General features: G+C 52.8%; 3 protein-coding genes. All 3 read left to right on the top strand.

Annotated features, from left to right (window positions below; all coding sequences use genetic code 11):
• Window positions 1–66: 66 nt before the first annotated feature.
• Entirely contained in the window at window positions 67–1401 is a 1335-nt protein-coding gene (locus ABWO75_RS13505; RefSeq protein WP_353186383.1) for a TolC family protein, read from the top strand.
• Window positions 1402–1716: 315 nt separating this feature from the next.
• Complete coding sequence (locus ABWO75_RS13500) at window positions 1717–3069, top strand: sigma-54-dependent transcriptional regulator (RefSeq protein WP_353186382.1); 1353 nt, start codon at window positions 1717–1719, stop codon at window positions 3067–3069.
• A 2-nt stretch (window positions 3070–3071) separates the two neighbouring features.
• A partial coding sequence (locus ABWO75_RS13495; RefSeq protein ID WP_353186380.1) for a PAS domain-containing protein occupies window positions 3072–3979 on the top strand: 908 nt, incomplete at its 3' end.

Here is a 3979-nt window from a genome sequence, read left to right as displayed (position 1 = left end):
GTTGTTTTTCAGCTTCCTGTTAGTTTGGCACAGGCTATGGAAGGATAGGAGCAAAATAAATAAACAATGAAACGTTACCATGTATATAATTTTACCCTGATCAGTTGTTTATGCCTGGTTTTTTCCACAGCCAGCAGCCAGGTCGCCGATGTGGATACCTTAAGCCTCGAACAATGCATCGCGCTTGCACTCCAGCAGAACATCAACGCCCAGCAAAGCCGGTTGCTGGTTGAGCAGGCGGAAATTGACCGTCGGCAGGCCTGGCAGAACCAGCTGCCCAGCCTGAACGCCACACTGGGCCATTCGCTCAGCCAGGGCCGGCGGATCGATCCTACGACCAACCAATATATTGAGCGGCGGTTTACCGCAGGCAACCAGAATATCAGCAGTTCACTGACACTGTTTGACGGACTGGGTACACTCCGTAACATCCGCCAGCAGGCCATCGCCCTGCAGGCAACGGAAATGGAAAACGATAATGTACAGGACCAGGTGAAACTGGACGTCATGCTTGCCTACGTGCAGTTGCTTACTGCGCAGGACATGCTGAAACAAGCCGAGCTGAATGCGGAAGTAACCGAACAAAAGCTGAACCAGGCAACCATACAGCATGAAAAAGGAGCCATCAATCCGGGTGATTATTACGACCTCAAGGGACAATATATGGCCGACCAGACGGCTGTCAATGATTTGCTCATCAGCTGCAACAATAGCCGCGTAGCGCTGGCCAACCTGCTGAACCTGCCGCCGGGAAGTGTGGTTGAAATCCGCCCGTTGGACGAGCAGCTGCTGGCCGATCCGCAGCCCGCCGATCAGGTACAGCTTTACGATTATGCGGTAAATACGCTGCCCGCCATCAGGGCCGCTGCATTACGGTCAAAAGAGGCCAGTGTTGCACTGCAGGTAGCCCGCTCTGTTTATTTTCCTTCGCTGAAAGTCGGTGCCGGGTTCGAAAGCAATTATTCGGGTAATGAGAACCTGTCTTATGGCCGGCAGATGCAGAATAACCTGGGCCGGTATTTAGAGTTCACCCTGACCATCCCGCTGCTCAACGGGTTAACCACCCGGAATAATGTGGCGCGTGCCAAGCTGGCGGTATCCAATGCCGAATACCTGGAGGAAAACCAGCGAAATATGCTGCGGCAGCAGACAGACCAGGCAATCTTCGACTTGGCACTGGCCAAGGACAGCTACAATAACCTCGTCGAGGAATCCGCCAGTTTCAGCGCTTCATACCGGATTGCGGAAATCCGGTTTGAGGCAGGTGACATCGATTCCGTCCCTTTTCTGATTGCAAAGAATAAAATGGATACGACCAACGCCAGGCTCCTCATCTCAAAATACGAATGGATCATGCGGCAGCTGATGATCGATTATTACAGCGGAAACCTTGCGTTCTAGGCCATCGAACCAGTGCGCCCCGTCACGTGGTGGGCACCACTCCTTCGTGCTGCATTAATTGCCGCCGGTGTTGCATCAGCCCCGTTACCGCCGACGTAAACCCTGATGCCTGCTTATGCGGTAGCCGGGTGTGGGTGGCCTGTTGAAGCACTGACTTGGTAGCAGCCAGTAAATAAACACATGGTAGCTAAACCGCGGAACAGCTAACATTCGTGATACGAATAAAAAGTAGGAATAGTCCGTGTCAGCGTGGATATTTTATAGTAGTTTTGATAAAAATGGAATAAATTCCGGATTTAACCTAATACATATACCGTGAAAAACGCAACCATTTTAGTAGTAGATGACGACCGGGACTTACTCACGGCAGTAACGTTACTGCTGAAAAACCGGGTAAAGAAAGTCATCACCGAGCACAATCCCGAAAATATCCCTACGCTGCTAAGCCGGAATGACGTAGACCTGATGCTGCTGGATATGAATTTCAAAAGCGCCATCAATACAGGGAACGAGGGGCTGTACTGGCTCAACCGGGTCAACGCATTAAAACCGCAGCTTCCCGTGATCCTGATTACGGCCTACGGCGCTATTGACCTGGCCGTGCGGTCGCTTAAGCAGGGTGCGGTGGATTTCGTGGTAAAGCCCTGGCAGAACGAGCAGCTGATGGCCATCATCGAAGAAACGCTTGCGAACCAGAAGAAGGGAAAATCCACCAAACCGGTTTCGGTTGCCCCGCCGATGGAATTGATTGGTGAATCGGCTATTATGCAGGAACTGTTCTACAAAATAAAAAAAATTGCACCCACCGATGCCAATATCCTGATCCTTGGCGAAAACGGCACGGGTAAGGACCTGATTGCGGCCGCAATACATACCCAATCCATGCGGGCGGAGAAGCCCTATGTCAAGGTAGATGTAGGCTCGCTTACCGACACCCTGTTCGAAAGTGAATTGTTCGGCCATAAAAAAGGGGCTTTCACCGACGCCCGCGACGACCGGGAGGGGCGGTTTGAGGCGGCCAACGGCGGAACCTTGTTCCTCGATGAAATCGGCAACATTCCGCTGCGGCAGCAGGCTAAGCTGTTAACCGCCCTCCAGAACCGGCAGGTGGTGCCGCTGGGAAGCAATAGTCCGGTGCCGGTGGATATCCGGCTGCTCTGCGCCACGAATGTCCCGCTGGAGACGCTGGCCGATGAAAGCCGGTTCAGGCGCGACCTCATCTACCGGATTAATACGGTGGAGCTCCAGGTACCGCCACTTCGGGCACGTGGGGAAGATATTGTATTGATTGCGAATCATTTCCTGAAAAAATATGCAGCCAAGTACCTGAAACCCGAAGTGAAACTGGGTGAAGCAGCCTGCCAGAAACTGCTGGCCTACCACTATCCCGGTAACGTACGGGAGCTTCAGTACAGCATGGAGCGTGCGGTTATCATGGCCGAGCAGGAATTACTAACACCGGCCGATATTATCTTTTCCCCGATAGAAAACAAACCGGGCAGTGCACCGGTCGAAACCACCGAAGCAGAACATAATCTGGGTGAGCTGGAACGTGCGACCATAAGGAATGTGGTCGATAAGCATAACGGCAATATCACCAAGGCGGCCAGGGAACTGGGAATTACCCGTGCAGCACTGTACCGGCGGTTGAATAAATACGATATCTGACCATGAAGGCAATCAGGCGCTTGATGCTATGGCGCGGCCTGGCGCTATTCCTCGCGCTGGGCGTGCTGCTTTATTTGCTTGTGCAGGCCAATTACTGGCCGGCACTCCTGGTCGCGCCTATATGTATCTGGCTGTTTGTGATCAATTTCCGTGCGCAATGGCGTATTTACCGGGAACTGGATGAATTTGCCGAAGCCGCAAAATACCGCGACTTTACCCGTATATTCCGCACCAAGGGCATGTCGGCAGAATTGAGACCGATGTACGAGGCGTTCAACAATGTAAATGCCATACTGCGGAAAATAAGCAGCGACAGGGAAATCCAATACCAATACCTGCAACAGATCCTGGATATTGTGGATACGGCCATCCTGTCTTACGACAAAAATTCCGGCAAGGTCATCTGGATGAACAAAGCCTTCCGTGAACTTTTTGCCATTCCCCACCTCCACGACTTTTCAGCGTTGGAAAAACGTAATCCTGAGCTTTACCGGCAGACCATTGGCCTGGCCATCGGGAACGCTTTGCTGCAAACGCTGCCGGCGGCGGGTGGAAACCTAAAGGTGCTGCTCTATGCACGGGATTTTCAGACCGCCGAAGGCAGCTACCGGCTGATCACCTATCAGAACGTCAACGAAACCATCGATGAGACCGAGTCAAAAGCCTGGCAGAAGCTGTTGAGTGTGCTGACCCACGAGATCATGAATTCCATTGCACCGATATCGTCACTGGCCGATACCCTGAAAAACCGGCTGCAGCAGATGCCGCAGCGTGAGGAGCTGGAAGACATCCGTATCGGCGTACAGACCATCCGCGGAAGGAGCGAGGGGTTGCTCAAGTTCGCCGGTACTTACCGGTCGCTCAACCGGATCGACCGGCTGAATACCAGCCGGGTGCAGATTGCCGATGT

The sequence above is a fragment of the Parapedobacter lycopersici genome, assembly GCF_040395035.1.
Lineage (GTDB): Bacteria > Bacteroidota > Bacteroidia > Sphingobacteriales > Sphingobacteriaceae > Parapedobacter > Parapedobacter lycopersici_A.
The sequence above is the reverse complement of the archived record's forward strand: the minus strand, read 5'-3'. Positions and strand labels throughout refer to the sequence as shown.